A 15,969-nucleotide genomic window follows, 5' to 3' on the forward strand; every position below is an offset into this window, starting at 1 on the left:
AAACGCGTCGGGCGGCCAGATTTTCCTTGACGCCCCCGCCCCGCCCGATTAGGATTTGCGCCCAATTCCCCGGTAGCTCAGTCGGTAGAGCGGGTGACTGTTAATCACTAGGTCGGCGGTTCGAGCCCGTCCCGGGGAGCCAGACAAAGAAAAAGCCAGGTCACCATGACCTGGCTTTTTTCGTTTGGGGGGTTACGGTCCCGTTACCCTACTCTGGCTCGTGCTCGAGGGGCTCCAGCGACTGCAGGTAGACGGCAATCGCGCGGCGGTCTTCGTCGGTCAGATGAGCGGTGCCGTGGTCGATCACGTCGGCCATGGCGCCGCCGGCAAAGTCGCCGTCGCGGGTCAGGCCCATCTCCAGGTAGCGGGCGATATGGCGTTCGCCCCAGCGTCCGATGCCGGTCTCGCGATCCGGGGTGATGTTCGAGGCGACATCCCCGTCCGGCAGGCGGGCCCCGGCGCCCAGCCGCTCCAGGTCGAGACCGCCGGTCCGAGTGCGCGGGGTGTGGCACTCCATGCAGTGGCCGAGGGCCAGGGTCAGGTAGGCGCCGCGGTTCCACGGCTCCGATTCGTCCGGGTCGGGTTCGAAGGCCCCCGGCTCGAAATGCAGCCACTTCCAGCCCATCAGGGACGGCCGGAACCGCGCGTACCAGACCAGGTCGTGCGGCGTGTTCTCCCGCGCCACAGGCTCGACCTCGGCCTGCAGGAAGGCCCACAAGGCCTCGATGTCCTCGTCCTTCATGCGGGTGTAGGAGGTAAACGGAAACGCGGGATAGTAATGCCGCCCGTCCGGCCCGCGGCCCTGCTGGAGCGCGCGCTTGAAGTCGTCCTCGGACCATCCGCCGATGCCGTGTTCCGGATCCGGCGTGATGTTCGGACCGTAGAACACGCCAAAGGGGCTCTCGATGGGGCGCCCGCCGGCCAGGAATTCGCCGTCTTCCGCCGTGTGGCAGGTGACGCAGCCCCCGGCCCGCAGGACGTACTCGCCATAGGCGATGCGATCCTCCGCGTCCGCCTCGGGCTCCAGCTCACCGATCGAGGTGTCCGCCAGTATGGGGGCGGACCCGATCAGGCCGGCAAGACAGAGGGCCGGCAGCCAGGCTGTCGGCCCTCGTTTGGTACCCGCCATTGCCACCGATCAGTCGCGGCGGAAGTCGTCGTGGCAGGCCTGACAGGACTGCCCGAGGTTGCGGAAGCGAATGGCGTATTCGTCTTCGTTGCCCGCCTCCACGGCGGCATGGAGCGCCTCGGCGGCCTCGCGGGTGTCGTTGGAGAGTTCCTCGAAGCGCTCCCAGTCATCCCAGATCTCTTCCTTGGCATCGGTATCCGGGAAGTCGCTGCCCTCGGGGAACAGGCTGGGGATATCCTGACTGAGCGCCACCAGCTGGCTGGTGTGCATCTCGAGGTTGTCCCCGAAATCGGCTCCATCCACGACCACGGCGGCGATGGCCCCGACGTTCCCGCCGATCGCGCGCATCACGCCCTGACGGTAGTCGATCGTCGCCTCGTGTTCGTCAAAGGCGTGGACGGTGCTGCCAGCGCTCAACCCGAGGGTGAGCGCGGCGGCCACGGCCGAGGCGGTGACAAGACGTGCGGCATTCTTCATGGTGCTTCCTCCCTGTAACGAAAAGAATCTCGCCCGTGGCGGGCGAGCCGAAGCCTGAACGCTACCCGAGAACTGTAGACGACCCGCCGGCCGCCTTGCCACGGGGCGAAGGGTCCCGCGAAAACTCGCCAGACCTGCCCCATTGACCCTGCTCCGCGCGCGGGGTTCCCGGAGGCCCGTTACAATCGCCCGGCACCCAGTCGTCTGGTACCCACATGCACGAATACAGCCTCCCACCCGCCGACGCGACCGCTTTGCGCGAGGCCGTCATCCACGCCGGCCTGGAGACCAACCGCCGCGGCCTCAATCAGGGCACGTCGGGCAACATCAGTGTGCGCCTGGGCGATGGCATGCTGATCACGCCATCCGGTGTGCCCTACGAGGCCCTGCGTCCGGAGGACCTGGTGTACGTGGATGCCGCCGGGCGCTGGGACCCGCAGCGCAAGCCCTCCAGCGAGTGGCACTTCCACCGCGCGATCCTGCAGGCCCGCCCGGAGCTGGGCGCGGTTGTCCACGTGCACTCTGTGTACGCCAGCGTGGTGGCCATCCAGGGACGCGACATCCCTGCCCTGCACTACATGATCGCGGCGGCGGGCGGGAACTCCATTCGCTGCGCGCCGTATGCGACCTTCGGTACGGAGGCGCTTTCGCGCCTGGCGGTTGAGGCCCTCGAGGACCGTACTGCCTGTCTACTCGCCAACCACGGCATGATCGCCACCGGGCCGGACCTTGAGCGGGCCCTGTGGCTCACCGAGGAAGTCGAGCTGCTGGCGCGCCAGTATGTCCTGAGTCTGCAGATCGGCGGGCCCACGCTGCTGGATGACGCGGAGATGGACCGGGTGCTGGAGAAGTTCCGCCACTACGGGCCGCAGCGCGACGCGCCACAATAGTCGCCAGAATGGTTCAGAGCCCCGGCACCGCTTCGTCCGCCTCCGGCAACGGCGCCGAGCGCGGGGCGAAGTCGATCCGCTCGCGGGTTTCCAGGTAATGACGAAGCGCCCAGCTTACGGACGGGAACGCACGTTCCTCCAGCGGCGGCAAGGCGTCGAACGGGAACAGCTTCACCTCTTCGGACTCCGGGCCGGAGGCAATCGTGTCGCTCAGCAGGCGCGCCCGGTAGATCATCTGCACATGCCCGACGTGCGGCACGCTGTACACCCCCAGCAACTGATCGACTTCCAGCTCCGCGCGCGCCTCCTCCCAGGCCTCGCGGCGGGCGCCCTCACCCGGGCTCTCGCCCTTTTCCATGAAGCCGGCCGGCAGGGTCCAGTAACCGCGGCGGGGCTCGATCGCCCGGCGACAAAGCAGGACGCGATCCTCCCATATGGCCACGCTCCCGACGATGATTCGCGGGTTCTCGTAGTCCACGAAGCCACAATGTTCACAGACGCGGCGCTCGCGATCATCGCCCTGCGGGACTTCGTTGTGGAAACGTGGACTCAGGCCGGTCGGGTTACGATTCATGGCGGTTCCGTGAGGGCGTGTCAGGAGCTGCAAACAGGTAAACCGGCGCAGCGTGCCCTGAACATGCAACGCCGGTGGCGGTCCACAATAGAAAAGGCGCACCGACGCAGTACAGAGGGGATCATGACCACACGCACACGCTTTACCGTCGGTGAACTGGTTCACCATACCAAGTTCGATTACCGCGGTGTGATCGTCGATGTGGACCCGGTATACGCCGGTTCCGATGAATGGTACGAGACGGTGGCCAGGAGTCGTCCGCCGAAGGATCAGCCGTGGTATCACGTACTGGTGGATGGCTATTCGCACAGCACCTACGTGGCCGAACGCCACCTGGAACCGGATCCGCGCGGGGAGCAGATCGAGCATCCGGCCCTCGGGCAGTTCTTTGACCGGTTCATGAATGGACGCTATTCGCGCCACGGGGATCCCGGCGCCCATTGATCGCGGCCGCCGCTTCTTGGGGCACCCCGTTCAACCCAATACGACAGGGACGCATATGGCACAGGAAAACCGGCGCAGTCGCGTCGTCACAGAAGGCCCCCGCCGGACGCCGAATCGCGCGATGCTGCGCGCGGTCGGTTTCGGAGATGACGATTTTCGGCGCCCGATCGTGGGGATCGCCAACGCCCACAGCACCATCACCCCCTGCAATATGGGGATCGGCGCCCTCGCCGCCCGAGCCGAGCAGGCGGTGCGTCAGGCCGGGGGCATGCCCCAGACCTTCGGCACAATCACCATCTCCGACGGCATCTCGATGGGCACCCCCGGGATGAAGTACTCCCTGGTCTCGCGCGAGGTCATCGCGGATGCCATCGAGACGGTCGTCAATGGCCAGAGCCTGGACGGCATCCTGGCCACCGGTGGCTGCGACAAGAACATGCCCGGAGCGATGATCGCGCTGGCCCGGCTCAATGTGCCCGGGATCTTCGTCTACGGTGGCACGATCAAGCCGGGGCACTACAAGGATCAGGACCTGACCATTGTCAGTGCCTTCGAGGCCGTGGGCCAGCATGGGGCTGGCAAGCTATCCGACGAGGATCTGCTGGGCGTGGAGAAGAACGCCTGCCCCGGCGCCGGTTCCTGTGGCGGCATGTTTACCGCCAACACCATGTCCAGCGCCTTCGAGGCCATGGGGATGAGCCTGCCCGGGTCCTCCACCCTGGCGGCGGAGGACCCGGAAAAGGGCGATTCCGCGGCGCGTTCGGCGGAGGTCCTGCTGGACGCAATCCACGCCAACCGCCGGCCACGCGACATTCTGACCCGCGAGGCCTTCGAGAATGCCCTCGCCGTGGTCATGGCGCTGGGCGGTTCCACCAATGCCGTACTCCATCTGCTGGCGATCGCGCACGCGGCGGAGGTGCCGCTGGACATCGACGATGTCGAGCGGGTTCGACGCAAGGTCCCGGTCCTGTGCGACCTGAAGCCTTCCGGGCGCTATGTCACCACCCAGTTCCATGCAGTGGGCGGGACACCCCAGGTGATGAAGATGCTGCTGGATGCCGGGTGGTTGCACGGCGACTGCCTGACCATCACCGGCGCGACGCTGGCCGAGACCCTGCGGGATATTCCCGCGACTCCCCCGGAGGACCAGGACATCATTCGCCCCCTCGACCGGCCGCTGTATCCACACGGGCACCTGGCCATCCTCAAGGGGAATCTGGCCGCCGAGGGCGCCGTGGCCAAGATCACTGGTCTCAAGCGGACCGCGATCTCGGGCCCCGCGCGCTGCTTTGATTCCGAGGAAGAATGCCTGGACGCGATCCTGGCCGGACGGATCCAGGCGGGGGATATCCTGGTCATCCGCTACGAGGGCCCGCGCGGCGGGCCCGGCATGCGCGAGATGCTGGCCCCCACCGCAGCCATTATCGGGGCTGGTCTGGGCGATGCGGTCGGCCTGATTACCGATGGTCGCTTCTCCGGCGGCACCTACGGGATGGTGGTTGGCCATGTCGCGCCGGAGGCCGCCGTCGGCGGCACGATCGCGCTGGTCCAGGACGGCGACATCATCGAGATTGATGCCAGCGAGAACCGCCTGGCCCTGCAGGTCGATGACACCGAGCTGGAGCGTCGGCGCGCCCGCTGGACGACCCCCGCCCCGCGCTTTGATCGCGGGGTGCTGGGCAAGTATGCCCGGCTGGTGGGTTCGGCGAGCCGGGGCGCCGTGACCGACGACTTCAGCGGCACCTGACGCCCGCCCGCGCCCATGACGCATCCGGATCCGCGGCACCCCGATTTCAGCATGCTGCCGCCGGTGATCGGCTTCCTGCTGATCACCAACGTCGCTCTGTTTCTCGCGATGCCCTGGCTGGGGGACTGGCTCGTCAACCATTTCGGGCTCTGGCCCGTCGGGACCCCGGCCACCGTCCACCAGGATGGCTCGTGGATGCGGGTGCCGGACTTCCAGTTGTGGCAGCTGGTGAGCTACGGCTTCCTCCACGGCGGCCCGATTCATCTGTTCGTGAACCTGTTTGCCGTGTGGATGCTGGGGGTGCAGATCGAGAATGCCTGGGGCTCGCGCACTTTCGCCGTGTATTTCCTGGTCTGCGTGATCGGGGCCGGGCTGGTGCAGCTGTTCGTGACCGCCTACGGCAACGGCGACATGATCTATCCGACCATCGGCGCGTCGGGGGGCGTATTCGGGGTTCTGCTGGCGTTCGGGATGATGTTCCCCAACCAGCGCCTGTTCCTGATCTTCCTGCCGATTCCGATCAAGGCGAAGTATTTCGTCATCGGCTACGGGGCGCTGGAACTGTACCTGGGAATCTCGGGCACCCTCGCCGGCATCGCCCACTTCGCCCACCTGGGCGGCATGGCCTTCGGCTTCTTGCTGATCCAGTACTGGCGCGGCCGCCTGCCCATCCGGCCGCGCCAGCGCCGTTTCTGGTGGTAGCGGCCCGGGTTGTGACGGACTCGATCAGCCCGCCGAGCGGGCCCGGAGGTATGCGGCGAAGTCGTCCTTCAGTTCCGGATGGTTGAGTGCAAACTCCACCGTCGCCTCCAGGTAACCCAGCTTCGACCCACAGTCGAAGCGACGCCCCTCGAAGTTGAAGGCCGTCACCCGTTCCAGTTCGAGCAGGCGTGCGATCGCGTCCGTCAGCTGGATCTCGCCGCCCGCCCCCGGCTTCTGGGTTGCCAGCATTTCGAAGATCTTCGGGGTCAGGACATAGCGCCCGACCACCGCGACACTGGATGGCGCATGGTCGGGGTCGGGCTTTTCCACGATGCCCTTGACGTCCCAGCTGCGCGGGCCGGTCTGCACCGGGTCGATGATGCCGTACTGGTGGGTGCGATCGGGCGGCACCTCCTCCACCCCCAGCACGCTGCAGCCGTGCTCGGCGTACTGCTCGACCATCTGCCGCGTCGCCCCGCCGTTGGCCGATTCGATCAGGTCATCGGCCAGGATTACCGCGAAGGGTTCGTTGCGGACGATCGGATGCGCGCAGGCCACCGCATGTCCGAGACCGAGTGCGTCGGACTGACGCACATAGACGCAGGTCACATTGGGGGGAACGATGTTCCGAACCTGCTCGAGCAGTTCGGTCTTGCCCCGCTCTTCCAGCTCGTGTTCGAGTTCGTAGGCCTTGTCGAAGTGATCCGGAATGGATCGCTTGTTTCGCCCGGTCACGAACACCAGGGTCTCGATGCCGGCGGCAACGGCCTCCTCCGCCGCGTACTGGATCAACGGCTTGTCCACGACCGGAAGCATCTCTTTCGGGTTTGCCTTGGTCGCCGGCAGAAAGCGCGTACCCATCCCGGCAACCGGGAACACGGCGGTACGAATCGGGGCGTGATTCTGGCTCATTCCTTCTCCTGGTGACTTCACAGCAAACCCCCGGCCAACGCATCCTTTCGGACCCGTCGACCGGGGGCCGGTAGTGAGTGGCGGCCCATGCCGCCACCCGTCTCGCTACTCGACGACGATGCGCTCGAGGTTCATCTCCACGGTGCGCTCGCCAATCCCGGACACCTCGGTCAGGGCCTGGACCGAGGCGAAGTCACCGTGTGCCTCGCGGTGCTCCACAATGGCTTGCGCCTTGACCGGTCCCACGTTCTCCAGTGCGGCCAGCTCGTCGGCCGATGCCCCGTTCAGGTTGACCGGCTGGCCACCCGATGCGGTCACCATGACCAGTGGCAGGACACAGAGGCCCGCCAGGGCCCAGCACTTCGCGCATTGGAACAGCTTGTTCATGAAAACGCTCCTTATCTTCGTTGAACGATCGGTGCATCCGTGCACCGCGTGGTAGACCCGGATTCCAACCTTCAACCCGAGACTACCCGGGCATCCTAGCGAGAACAGCCCCGCCGGAAAACCCCCTCATTCCACGGCGTCATTCGGCATGTTCAGGCTTGTGACGAAGGCCTCCATCGCCGCGGCCGGGTCGGGGGCGCGGGTGATCGGCCGGCCGACCACGATCGCGCTGGCGCCCGCCTCCAGGGCCCGCTCGGGGGTCATGACACGCTTCTGGTCATCGCCTCCCGTGTCTTCCAGCCGGATCCCCGGTGTTACCAGGAGTGGCCGCTCGCCCAGCCGGCGCCGCAGCATGGCGGCCTCCTGCGCCGAGCACACCAGGCCCTCCAGCCCCGCCTTTTGTATCGCCAGTTCCCCCAGCAAGCCCACCTGATCGGCCGGCTCGCGACTCACGCCGATCTCACGCAGGGTGCCGGCGTCGCTGGAGGTCAGCACCGTGACGGCCAGCAGCGCCGTGGTGTCGTTGGTTTCGCGTACCGCTTCGTGTGCGGCCCGCATCATCTCCAGGCCGCCGCTGGCATGTACGTTGATCAGCCACACGCCGGTACGCGCCGCGGCCCGGCAGGCAGCCGCCACGGTATTCGGGATGTCGTGAAACTTCAGGTCCAGAAACACCCGAAAGCCGAGGTCGTGAAGCCGTTGCAGCAGCGCCGGACCGGCGACCACGAACAGTTCGAAGCCGACCTTCAGGGCGCACTGCGCCGGGTCGAGCTGTCGGGCGAATGCCAGCGCCGCATCGGCCTCTGCAAAGTCGAGGGCGACGATCAGGCGCGTGGCGGGTTCCGGGGTCACTGTCGTGGGTCGGGTCATGGGTGGTGGCTCCCTTCGCGGATCAACGCCTCCTCGGCGGCTTCCGTCGTCTGGTCGATATCGAAATCAAGCCCGCGCAGGGTATCCCAGCGCCGGCAGCTCGGGCACTGCCATACATGCGCCCGTCCCTGGTAGCCGCAGTTCCCGCATTGGTACAAGTGTTGGCTGCCAAGCTGGTCGGCCAGGGCCTTCTCGAACGCCGAGAATTCCGTGCTGTATTGCTGCACCGCCGGCAGGATCTTCATCCAGCGAACCGCCTCCAGCAGGCCCGAGGTCGGGACCGGGCGTTGCGCCAGGATCTGCCCCAGTTCGGAAAGCGCGGCGTCCAGCCGTCCCGTGCGCCGGTACAGCCGCATCAGGGCAATCCGCGCCATGGTGATCCCGCGACTTCGGGCCAGGTCGTCCAGGAGTTCCTCCAGCTGCCCCAGACGGTTCTCGCCGGGCAGTTCCTGATGCAGGCGCTCGATCCGGGGCACCAGGAGAGGCGCCAGTTGCGGGGTGCGCGCCACGGCATCCCGCCCGAACCGGATCGCCTCGCGGATCTCGCCGGCGCGCGCCGCAATCTCCGACTGGATCAGCAGAGCCCGCGACAGACCGGGAACCAGTTCCTCGGCCTGTTTCGCGCGCGCCCTCGCCTCCTCGTGGTCGTCCTGGTCCAGCGCGATCCGCGCCAGTTCGCAGTGGTAGTGGGCGATCCGCAGCTGTTCATGGGCGACCCCATGCGCCTTCAGCCGGTCGCCCACCTCGATCGCCCGCTCCCATTCCCGCTGGGTTTCGTAGACCTGGCGCAGGCCCTCCAGGGCCGGCACGGCCTGGTGCGGCGAGTCCGCGAGTTCGCGAAAGACGGCCTCGGCCCGGTCCAGCACTCCCGCCAGCAGGAAGTCCTCGCCGAGCTCGCAAAGGGCCTGGGCCCGCTGGGCCGCCGGCAGCGTCGGGCGCGCCACCAGGTTCTGGTGGATGCGAATGGCGCGATCCACCTCGCCCCGGCGCCGGAACAGCCGCCCGAGGATTACATGCGTCTCGAAAGTCTCGTGATCGACCTCCACCATCTCGATGAAGGCCTGCAGCGCATCATCGGTGCGATCATCCAGCAGGTGGCGTACGCCCTCGAGGTAACGATCCAGTGACGGCTCGCGCTCTTCCTGGTCTTCCGGCACGCCATAGCGTGCCAGCCACCAACCACTTGCCGCGGCGAGCGGGAGCAGCAACCAGAACCAGTCATTGATCATCGGCGAGTACGCTCCCCGGGTACGGACAGCGAAGCAAAAGGTATGGAAGACCGCATGGCGATGCGGCTAGTAGAAATCCCGCATGGGTGCGGTACGCAGCTGCTCGACCTCGACCTTGAGGGCATGGTTCTGCTCGCGCAGGTCGGCGATCTTCTGCCGCAGCCGGCGCAGGCGCAGCCAGAGCACCAGCGAGGCCAGGATCACTCCAAACAAGGCGGCCAACCCGAGGAACACCACCAGGGGGGCCTCGATCTCGAGACCCGGCAACACCAGTGTCACCAGGGCTTCGTTCAGAACAACAAGAATACCGACCGCGGACGAGATCAGGATCAGCGCGACAAACGCCACGGTGTTGCGAATCTTCTGTCGCCGCCGCTCGTCCATGGACGGTCTAGCCGTTTTCGGCTACAGAATCGTTTACCCGTTCGCGCAATTCCTTGCCGGGCTTGAAATGAGGGACATGCTTGCCGGGCAAGGCAACGCCTTCACCGGTCTTGGGGTTCCGGCCCAGTCGGGGTGGCCGGAAGTGCAGCGAAAAGCTGCCAAAGCCGCGAATCTCCACCCGTTGCCCGTTCGCCAGCGCGTGGCTCATGCGTTCGAGCAATGCCTTGACGGACATCTCCACGTCCCTGGCTGGCAGATGAGGTGACTTCCGGGCGAGGTTCTCGATCAATTCCGATTTGGTCATCTGGCACTCGTCACAGACAGGAAGGAAATCCGGTTTCCCGGTACAAAATGGCCCACGGCACCCCTTGGCACCGCGGGCCACGACGGAACGGACTTAGTCGTTCTTGTCCATCTGTTCCTTCAGCAGATCGCCCAGCGTGGTACCGCCGCCGGCATTACTGCCGTAGTCGGAGACCATCTCGGCTTCTTCCGCCCGGTCCTTGGCCTTGATCGACAGACTGATGGCGCGGGTCTTCTTGTCGACGCCCATGAACTTGGCCTCGACCGTATCGCCCACCTTCAGCACGGTGCTGGCGTCTTCCACGCGGTCCTGGGAGATATCGGCCGCGCGCAGGATGCCGTCGATGCCGTCAGCCAGTTCGACCACGGCTGCCTTGGCGTCCACTTCCTTGACCGTGCCGGAGACAATGCTGCCCTTGCTGTGCTCGGCCACGAAGTTGGCGAACGGATCGCGATCCAGCTGCTTCAGGCCCAGGGAGATACGCTCACGCTCGGGATCCACGGACAGGACCACGGCCTCGACCTCGTCACCCTTCTTGAAGTTGCGAATGGCTTCTTCGCCCGCTTCGTGCCAGGACAGATCGGACAGGTGGATCAGGCCATCGATGCCGCCTTCCAGGCCCACGAACACGCCGAAATCGGTGATCGACTTGATCTGGCCGCTGACCTTCTCGCCGCGGTTGTGGTTGGCCGCGAAGTCGTCCCACGGATTCGACTGGCACTGTTTCATGCCCAGCGAGATGCGGCGGCGTTCTTCGTCCAGGTCCAGGATCATCACCTCGACCTCGTCGCCGATCGCGACCATCTTGCCCGGGTTGACGTTCTTGTTGGTCCAGTCCATCTCGGACACGTGCACCAGGCCTTCCACGCCGTCTTCGATTTCCACGAAGCAGCCGTAGTCGGTGATGTTGGTGACCTTGCCGAAGATGCGGGTGCCGGTCGGATAACGGCGGGTGATGTTCTCCCACGGATCCTCGCCCAGCTGCTTCAGGCCCAGCGACACACGCATGCGCTCGCGATCGAACTTCAGGACCTTGACCTCGACTTCCTGGCCGATCTCGACCACGTCGGACGGATGCTTGACGCGCTTCCAGGCCATGTCGGTGATGTGCAGCAGGCCGTCGATGCCGCCCAGATCCAGGAACGCACCGTAATCGGTGAGGTTCTTGACGATGCCCTTGACCTGCGCGCCTTCCTGCAGGTTCTTCAGCAGTTCCTCGCGCTCGGCGCTGTATTCCTGCTCGACCACGGCGCGGCGCGACACGACCACGTTGTTGCGGCGGCGATCCAGCTTGATGAGCTTGAACTCCAGCTCCTTGCCTTCCAGATACGCGGTATCGCGCACCGGACGGACATCCACGAGTGAACCCGGCAGGAACGCCCGGATATCGCCCAGCTCGACGGTGTAACCGCCCTTGACCTTGCCGGAGATCTTGCCGGTGACGTACTGCTCTTCTTCCATCGCACCTTCGAGACGGTCCCAGGCCTTGGCCCGCTTGGCCTTCTCGCGCGACATGCGCGTCTCGCCGAAACCGTCTTCCGGGGTCTCGAGGGCCACTTCGACGACATCGCCGACCTTGACCTCGAGCTCACCCTCGTCGTTCATGAACTGCTCGGTGGGGATGACCCCCTCGGACTTCAGGCCGGCGTTCACCACGACGACGTCCGGGGTGACCTCAATGACGGTGGCACTGAGGATGGCACCCGGCTGCATCTGGGTGTAGGCCATGCTCTCTTCGAGCAGTTGCGCGAAACTTTCACTCATGGATTTGTGAACCTGTGGTTTAACAAATGCTTGCAGAAACTTCCTGCAACCAGTTCTAGACGTTGATGATCCCGCTTCCGACGGCTTATTCCGCGGGGCGGGGGCTTTGTTCCGGGAGTACGTCCCGGAGGCGCTCCAGGATCATGTCCACCACGCCAACGATGTCGAGGTCCGTGGTATCCAGTTCCCAGGCATCTTCGGCGGGCTTGAGGGGGGCCACGCTGCGTTCGCGGTCGCGACGGTCGCGGGCCTCCATCTCGTCCTGAAGGGCGGAGAGATTAGCACTAAGTCCTTGTTCCTTCAACTGCATGTAACGCCGGCGTGCCCTTTCCTCGGCAGAGGCCGTGAGAAAGATCTTCAGGTCCGCCGCGGGGAAGACCACGGTCCCCATATCGCGCCCGTCCGCGACCAGCCCGGGGGGCTTGGCGAAGCCTCGCTGGCGCTCCAGCAGGGCCTCGCGCACGGCCGGGATGGCGGCCACCTGGGAGGCGTCGCTGCCCGCCTGTTCGGTGCGCAGCAGCTGATCGACCGGCGCCCCCTCCAGCAGGGTCGTGACCGCTGTGGCGTCTCGATTCACCTCGAAGTCGACGTCGAGACCGGCGGCCAGTCGAACGAGCGCGGCCTCATCGGTCAGCTCGACCCCGTGCTGGCGTGCCGCCAGCCCCAACAGACGGTACAGCGCGCCGCTGTCCAGCAGATGCCAGCCCATGGCGGCGGCCACGCGCATGCAGACCGTGCCCTTGCCGGCCCCGCCCGGGCCGTCGATGGTCAGTACCGGAACTTCCGAACTCATGCGGCCTCCAGCTGCAGCCCGGCCTCGCGCGCAAGCGCCACAAAGCCGGGGAAGGATGTACCCACGTTCGCGCAATCGTGGATCCGGATGGGGGCGGTGGCCCGCAGCCCCGCCACCGCGAACGACATGGCGATACGGTGGTCGCCATGACTGTTGATCTCGCCACCGGTGAAGCCGTCGCCACCCCGGATCCGGATACCATCCGGCTGCACGGCGCAGTCGACGCCGAGTGCGGCGAGGCCGTCGGCCATCACCTGGATACGGTCGCTCTCCTTGACCCGCAGCTCCTCGGCGCCGGTCAGTACGGTCTCGCCCTCGGCGCAGGCCGCGGCGACGAAGATCGCGGGGAATTCGTCGATCGCCAGCGGCACCAGGTGCTCCGGAATCTGGATCCCCTTGAGCCGGGCGGCCTCGACCTCCAGATCCGCCACCGGCTCGCCGCCCGCCTCGCGTTCGTTGAGGATGCGGATCTCGGCGCCCATCAGGCGCAGGATATCGATCACACCGGTGCGGGTCGGATTGATGCCGACATGCTCCAGGCGCATGCGCGAACCGGCTGCGATCGAGGCCCCGACCAGGAAGAAGGCGGCCGAGGAGATATCCGCCGGCACATCGACCGGACTCGCGACCAGCCGGCCACCCCCCTCGACGCAGGCCCGTGGCCCGTCGCGTTCGACCGCGTAACCAAAGCCGGCCAGCATGCGTTCGGTGTGATCCCGCGTGGGTGCCGGCTCGGTCACGCAGGTCTTGCCATCCGCCCACAGGCCGGCCAGCAGCAGGGCCGACTTCACCTGGGCGCTGGCCACCTCGAGCACGTGATCGGTACCCCGCAGAGGGGCGCCGCCATGCACCCGCAGCGGCGGCGTCCCGGCATCACTGGTATCGATCCTGGCCCCCATGCGGGCCAGCGGGTCCGTGACCCGGCGCATCGGACGTCCGGTGAGGGAGCGATCGCCCACCAGCTCGCTGTCGAAGGGCTGCCCGGCGAGGACCCCGCACAGCAGCCGCATCGCGGTCCCCGAGTTGCCCATGTCCAGCGCAGCGGGTGGAGCCTGCAGTCCGTGCAGGCCGGCCCCCTGGATACGCACGCAGCCCGGTCCGGTGCGTTCGATGGCCACGCCCATCGCGCGGAAGGCCTCCAGCGTGGCGATGCAATCCGCCCCTTCGAGAAAGCCGGTCACATGGGTCTCCCCCTCGGCCAGCGCCCCGAGCATGATGGCGCGGTGGGAAATCGATTTGTCGCCCGGCACGCGGGCGTGGCCCGCAAGCTGGCCTCCGGGCTGTACGGTAAAGGTATTCATGGGGTTTCAGGTATCCAGTTGTGCATCCGCGGGGTCGCAGAGGCGATCGCGGGTTTCCTTGGCATGTTCAAAGCTTTGTTCGATGGTGGCGGCATCGCCGCGTTCGATCGCGCCGCGCAGCGTCTCGAGGTCGTTCTGGTATTGCCCGATGACCTCGAGGATGGCGTCGCGGTTGGCCAGGCAGATATCGCGCCAGACCACCGGGTCACTGGAGGCGATGCGCGTGAAGTCGCGAAACCCGCCGGCGGCGTAGTGAAAGATCTCGTCGCGTTCGCTCATGTTCGCCAGCGACGAGACCAGCGTGAACGCCAGTACATGCGGCAGGTGGCTGGTCGCGGCCAGGACCCGGTCATGATGCGCCGGGGTCATGTATTCGACCCGCGCGCCGGCGGCCTGCCACATGGCCGCCACGCGGTCCGTGGCCAGCGGGTTGGTGGCATCGGCCGGCGTCAGGATCACCAGGCGATCGCGGAACAGACTGGGGAAGGCGGCCCCTACCCCGCTTTTCTCGGTCCCGGCGATCGGGTGGCCGGGCACGAAGGCGCGCGGGACCGCACCGAAGCCGGCGCCCACCGCATCGATCACTGCCTGCTTGCTGCTGCCCACGTCGGTTAGCGGGCTGTCCTCGGGCCAGGCGGCCGCCAGGTCGCGGGCGAGCGGCTCCATCGCGCCCAATGGCACGGCGAGCACGCCCAGGTCGGCGCCCTCCGCGGCCGCGGCGACGTCCGTGGTCCAGCGGTCGATCACGCCCAGCCGCTGAGCTTCGCGCAAGTTGTCGGCATTGCGCGAGCAGCCGACGACCTCGCGGACCGCGCCGGCCTCGCGCAGGGCCAGCGCCAGCGAGCCGCCGATCAGGCCGACCCCGAAGATGACCAGCCGTTCGATCACGCCAGGACCTTGTCGAGTGCCGCGAGGAAGCGGTCGTTGTCTTCCCGGGTCGAGATGGTGACCCGCAGGTGACCGGGCAGGCCGTAATTCTCCACCGGCCGCGTGATGACGCCCTCGCGCAGCAGGCCTTCGTATACCGGGGCCGGATCACGCCCGGTGTCAAAGGTCACGAAGTTCCCCACGGACGGGATCACACGCAGCCCCTTATCCCGCAGGGCCGCCGTCACCTGCCGCAACCCGTCACGGTTGACGGCCACCGACTTCTCCACATGCGCGGTATCGTCCAGCGCCGCAAGGCCCGCGGCCTGGGCAATGGCGTTGACATTGAACGGCTGTCGGACCCGGTTGAGCAGGTCGGCGACCGCCGGGGAACTGACCGCGTACCCCAGGCGCAGTCCGGCCAGGCCCTGGATCTTGGAGAAGGTCCGGGTCACGATCAGGTTTGGGTAGCGATCCAGCCACTGCGTAGTGTCCGGATACCCGGCTGCCTCGACGTATTCGAAATAGGCCTCGTCCACGACCACCACGGTGGTCGCCGGTATCGCCGCCACGAAGGCCTCCAGCGCCGAACCCTCCAGCCAGGTCCCGGTGGGATTGTTCGGATTGGCCACGAACACCACGCGCACGTCGCCATCCACCCGTGCCCGCATGGCCTCGAGATCATGCCCGAAGGGCTGCTCCGGATGGTCGGCCCCCAGCGCGGGCGCGACCCGTGCCTCGGCATCGACCGCCTGGGTAACCAGCGGGTAGACCGCAAACGCATGCGCGGAGAACACGGCTGCCCGGCCCGGTGCCAGCCAGGTGCGCGCGACCAGCTCCAGCACCTCGTTGGAGCCGTTTCCGAGCGTGATCTGTTCCGGGGCGACGCCATGGCGCTCGGCCAGTCGAGCCTTCAGCTCGAAGCCGTTCCCGTCGGGATAGACATGGGCCTCGGCCAGCGCCGCGCGGCCCGCCTCCACCGCACGCGGTGACGGGCCCAGGGGGTTCTCGTTGGAGGCCAGTTTGATCGCCTGGCGAATACCCAGTTCGCGCTCCAGTGCGGCGACGGGCTTGCCGGGCTGATACGGGCTGAGGCCCTGGACCCCGGCGACTGCCAGGGCCACGGGATCAAAGCCCGGGCCGGCCGCAGCGGATACGGAAGGGTTGGATGCCATGCGGGAAACCTCGGGGATAG

18 protein-coding genes and 1 tRNA gene are annotated in these 15,969 nt (G+C 66.8%); 5 read left to right on the plus strand and 14 right to left on the minus strand.

Translation table 11 applies throughout. The annotated features are described in order from the left end of the window. Nucleotides 1-66 precede the first annotated feature (66 nt). A tRNA-Asn gene (locus D107_RS0101870) sits at nt 67-142 on the plus strand. A 66-nt stretch (nt 143-208) separates the two neighbouring features. Here D107_RS0101870 and D107_RS0101875 read toward each other — a convergent pair. Both D107_RS0101875 and D107_RS0101880 read right to left on the minus strand, forming a co-directional pair. Next, the gene (locus tag D107_RS0101875) at nt 209-1,129 is read right to left on the minus strand and encodes a cytochrome c (RefSeq protein ID WP_018880638.1); all 921 of its coding nucleotides are present in this window, start codon (nt 1,127-1,129) and stop codon (nt 209-211) included. A 9-nt stretch (nt 1,130-1,138) separates the two neighbouring features. Next, the gene (locus D107_RS0101880) at nt 1,139-1,606 is read right to left on the minus strand and encodes a cytochrome c (protein ID WP_018866310.1); all 468 of its coding nucleotides are present in this window, start codon (nt 1,604-1,606) and stop codon (nt 1,139-1,141) included. Between the two features lie 215 nt (nt 1,607-1,821). Between D107_RS0101880 and D107_RS0101885 the strand changes: the two genes are divergently transcribed. Beyond that, the gene (locus D107_RS0101885) at nt 1,822-2,496 is read left to right on the plus strand and encodes an L-fuculose-phosphate aldolase (protein ID WP_019583554.1); all 675 of its coding nucleotides are present in this window, start codon (nt 1,822-1,824) and stop codon (nt 2,494-2,496) included. Between the two features lie 13 nt (nt 2,497-2,509). Here D107_RS0101885 and D107_RS0101890 read toward each other — a convergent pair whose 3' ends face one another. Beyond that, entirely contained in the window at nt 2,510-3,070 is a 561-nt protein-coding gene (locus D107_RS0101890) for an NUDIX domain-containing protein (protein WP_018880639.1), read from the minus strand. A gap of 123 nt (nt 3,071-3,193) precedes the next feature. Here D107_RS0101890 and hspQ point away from each other — a divergent pair, with 123 nt between their 5' ends. Genes hspQ through D107_RS0101905 form a run of 3 tightly spaced genes read left to right on the plus strand, consistent with a single transcriptional unit; the run spans nt 3,194 to nt 5,963 of the window. Then, a complete protein-coding gene (gene hspQ, locus D107_RS0101895; protein ID WP_018866307.1) occupies nt 3,194-3,514 on the plus strand; it encodes a heat shock protein HspQ in 321 nt (106 codons plus the stop codon). 55 nt (nt 3,515-3,569) lie between these two features. Then, nucleotides 3,570-5,261, plus strand: a complete 1,692-nt coding sequence (ilvD, locus tag D107_RS0101900; RefSeq protein ID WP_026280715.1) for a dihydroxy-acid dehydratase — start codon at nt 3,570-3,572, stop codon at nt 5,259-5,261. A gap of 15 nt (nt 5,262-5,276) precedes the next feature. After that, complete coding sequence (locus D107_RS0101905) at nt 5,277-5,963, plus strand: rhomboid family intramembrane serine protease (RefSeq protein ID WP_018877388.1); 687 nt, start codon at nt 5,277-5,279, stop codon at nt 5,961-5,963. A 24-nt stretch (nt 5,964-5,987) separates the two neighbouring features. Here D107_RS0101905 and galU read toward each other — a convergent pair whose 3' ends face one another. From galU to hisC, 11 genes are all read right to left on the minus strand, one after another. Then, entirely contained in the window at nt 5,988-6,875 is an 888-nt protein-coding gene (gene galU, locus D107_RS0101910; protein ID WP_018866304.1) for a UTP--glucose-1-phosphate uridylyltransferase GalU, read from the minus strand. Between the two features lie 105 nt (nt 6,876-6,980). Then, nucleotides 6,981-7,262 carry a ComEA family DNA-binding protein gene (locus D107_RS0101915; RefSeq protein ID WP_018875468.1) on the minus strand — a complete coding sequence of 94 codons (282 nt, stop codon included), beginning with the start codon at nt 7,260-7,262 and terminating at the stop codon, nt 6,981-6,983. Between the two features lie 126 nt (nt 7,263-7,388). Further along, nucleotides 7,389-8,132 (minus strand): orotidine-5'-phosphate decarboxylase, encoded by a 744-nt coding sequence (pyrF, locus tag D107_RS0101920; protein ID WP_155987100.1) that lies wholly within the window; start codon nt 8,130-8,132, stop codon nt 7,389-7,391. Next, nucleotides 8,129-9,361, minus strand: a complete 1,233-nt coding sequence (locus D107_RS0101925) for a tetratricopeptide repeat protein (RefSeq protein ID WP_018875466.1) — start codon at nt 9,359-9,361, stop codon at nt 8,129-8,131. The genes pyrF and D107_RS0101925 overlap by 4 nt, the downstream gene beginning before the upstream one ends. 66 nt (nt 9,362-9,427) lie before the next feature. Beyond that, on the minus strand, nt 9,428-9,745 hold the full coding sequence (locus tag D107_RS0101930; protein ID WP_018875465.1) for a lipopolysaccharide assembly protein LapA domain-containing protein: 318 nt from the start codon (nt 9,743-9,745) through the stop codon (nt 9,428-9,430). 7 nt (nt 9,746-9,752) lie between these two features. Then, nucleotides 9,753-10,049, minus strand: coding sequence for an integration host factor subunit beta (locus D107_RS13520; RefSeq protein WP_018866299.1), 297 nt, complete (start codon nt 10,047-10,049; stop codon nt 9,753-9,755). A gap of 93 nt (nt 10,050-10,142) precedes the next feature. Beyond that, the gene (rpsA, locus tag D107_RS0101940; protein ID WP_255349356.1) at nt 10,143-11,849 is read right to left on the minus strand and encodes a 30S ribosomal protein S1; all 1,707 of its coding nucleotides are present in this window, start codon (nt 11,847-11,849) and stop codon (nt 10,143-10,145) included. A 49-nt stretch (nt 11,850-11,898) separates the two neighbouring features. Next, nucleotides 11,899-12,606 (minus strand): (d)CMP kinase, encoded by a 708-nt coding sequence (cmk, locus tag D107_RS0101945; protein WP_018866297.1) that lies wholly within the window; start codon nt 12,604-12,606, stop codon nt 11,899-11,901. Continuing rightward, on the minus strand, nt 12,603-13,907 hold the full coding sequence (aroA, locus tag D107_RS0101950; protein ID WP_018880641.1) for a 3-phosphoshikimate 1-carboxyvinyltransferase: 1,305 nt from the start codon (nt 13,905-13,907) through the stop codon (nt 12,603-12,605). The genes cmk and aroA overlap by 4 nt, the downstream gene beginning before the upstream one ends. 6 nt (nt 13,908-13,913) lie before the next feature. Beyond that, nucleotides 13,914-14,795, minus strand: a complete 882-nt coding sequence (locus D107_RS0101955) for a prephenate dehydrogenase/arogenate dehydrogenase family protein (RefSeq protein WP_018866295.1) — start codon at nt 14,793-14,795, stop codon at nt 13,914-13,916. Continuing rightward, nucleotides 14,792-15,949, minus strand: coding sequence for a histidinol-phosphate transaminase (gene hisC / locus D107_RS0101960; protein WP_018880642.1), 1,158 nt, complete (start codon nt 15,947-15,949; stop codon nt 14,792-14,794). Before hisC ends, D107_RS0101955 begins: the two co-directional genes overlap by 4 nt. Nucleotides 15,950-15,969: the final 20 nt, after the last annotated feature.

It is taken from the genome of Thioalkalivibrio sp. ALE30 (assembly GCF_000377465.1).
GTDB lineage: Bacteria > Pseudomonadota > Gammaproteobacteria > Ectothiorhodospirales > Ectothiorhodospiraceae > Thioalkalivibrio.

Excerpts from the sequence above, each read along its gene's own strand:
- D107_RS0101875 (WP_018880638.1), bottom strand. The coding sequence starts at position 1,129 with ATGGCGGGTACCAAACGAGGGCCGACAGCCTGGCTGCCGGCCCTCTGT.
- D107_RS0101880 (WP_018866310.1), bottom strand. The coding sequence starts at position 1,606 with ATGAAGAATGCCGCACGTCTTGTCACCGCCTCGGCCGTGGCCGCCGCG.
- D107_RS0101885 (WP_019583554.1), top strand. The coding sequence starts at position 1,822 with ATGCACGAATACAGCCTCCCACCCGCCGACGCGACCGCTTTGCGCGAG.
- D107_RS0101890 (WP_018880639.1), bottom strand. The coding sequence starts at position 3,070 with ATGAATCGTAACCCGACCGGCCTGAGTCCACGTTTCCACAACGAAGTC.
- hspQ (WP_018866307.1), top strand. The coding sequence starts at position 3,194 with ATGACCACACGCACACGCTTTACCGTCGGTGAACTGGTTCACCATACC.
- ilvD (WP_026280715.1), top strand. The coding sequence starts at position 3,570 with ATGGCACAGGAAAACCGGCGCAGTCGCGTCGTCACAGAAGGCCCCCGC.
- D107_RS0101905 (WP_018877388.1), top strand. The coding sequence starts at position 5,277 with ATGACGCATCCGGATCCGCGGCACCCCGATTTCAGCATGCTGCCGCCG.
- galU (WP_018866304.1), bottom strand. The coding sequence starts at position 6,875 with ATGAGCCAGAATCACGCCCCGATTCGTACCGCCGTGTTCCCGGTTGCC.
- D107_RS0101915 (WP_018875468.1), bottom strand. The coding sequence starts at position 7,262 with ATGAACAAGCTGTTCCAATGCGCGAAGTGCTGGGCCCTGGCGGGCCTC.
- pyrF (WP_155987100.1), bottom strand. The coding sequence starts at position 8,132 with ATGACCCGACCCACGACAGTGACCCCGGAACCCGCCACGCGCCTGATC.
- D107_RS0101925 (WP_018875466.1), bottom strand. The coding sequence starts at position 9,361 with ATGATCAATGACTGGTTCTGGTTGCTGCTCCCGCTCGCCGCGGCAAGT.
- D107_RS0101930 (WP_018875465.1), bottom strand. The coding sequence starts at position 9,745 with ATGGACGAGCGGCGGCGACAGAAGATTCGCAACACCGTGGCGTTTGTC.
- D107_RS13520 (WP_018866299.1), bottom strand. The coding sequence starts at position 10,049 with ATGACCAAATCGGAATTGATCGAGAACCTCGCCCGGAAGTCACCTCAT.
- cmk (WP_018866297.1), bottom strand. The coding sequence starts at position 12,606 with ATGAGTTCGGAAGTTCCGGTACTGACCATCGACGGCCCGGGCGGGGCC.
- aroA (WP_018880641.1), bottom strand. The coding sequence starts at position 13,907 with ATGAATACCTTTACCGTACAGCCCGGAGGCCAGCTTGCGGGCCACGCC.
- hisC (WP_018880642.1), bottom strand. The coding sequence starts at position 15,949 with ATGGCATCCAACCCTTCCGTATCCGCTGCGGCCGGCCCGGGCTTTGAT.